We start from the raw sequence: 719 nt of genomic DNA, 5'->3' as shown, positions 1-719 counted from the left end.
TGATTACATTCTAAAGGATTTATGATAAAGGTTTCCACTACCGGAATGGTGGTTCCCTAAAAAACGGATTTGCGGTTTCCTGTCACCGGACAGCAGGGACACGGGCACCGGATTATTCAACCTGACGGAAATCCCGAAAAATCTGAAAGCAAAAGCAGGAGGTATGGATACCAAGAAGCTAGTGCTTTTGAATCTGCCCTATATCTTTGCTGGATATTTCTGTGACAAGGTTGCATGGTTGTGGAGAGTATCGGAGGGGACAAATGCTTCCGATAAGATGATGGCAGTCATGAACCGCCTTGATAAGCTGTTTGCCAATCCCTTGCCCAGCTTCCACCCAAGGGATTTACTGATTGGTGTGGCAGGCGGCATAGCACTCCGACTTGTGGTGTATTACAAAGCCAAGAATGTCAAGAAGTTCCGACAGGGTGTAGAATACGGTTCCGCAAGGTGGAGTGCATAATTTTAAGTGTAAATGACACATACATGGACGCACAGGAGGTTATGCACATGACTGATTATAGCAAAATTACAGCCCTTTACTCCCGCCTTTCCGTAGGCGACGAGGACAGGGACGGCGGCGAAAGCAACAGCATACAGAACCAAAAAATATTTTTGGAGAACTATGCCAGAGGGCAGCACCTAACCAATATCCGGCACTACATCGACGATGACGAAAGCGGCAGGTTTTTTGACCGTTCCGCCTACTCCCGCATGAT

At 47.3% G+C, this 719-nt stretch carries 2 pseudogenes; both read left to right on the top strand.

The window, feature by feature from the left end:
* Positions 1 to 163 precede the first annotated feature (163 nt).
* Positions 164 to 454 (top strand): annotated as a pseudogene (locus tag H8Z82_RS16975) (VirD4-like conjugal transfer protein, CD1115 family); the annotation flags it as partial.
* A gap of 56 nt (positions 455 to 510) precedes the next feature.
* Positions 511 to 719: pseudogene (locus H8Z82_RS16970) on the top strand (recombinase); the annotation flags it as partial.

It is taken from the genome of Blautia difficilis (assembly GCF_014297245.1).
In the GTDB taxonomy this organism is placed as follows: domain Bacteria; phylum Bacillota; class Clostridia; order Lachnospirales; family Lachnospiraceae; genus Blautia_A; species Blautia_A difficilis.
Note: the sequence above shows the minus strand (reverse complement) of the source record. Positions and strands in the feature narration are given on the sequence as shown.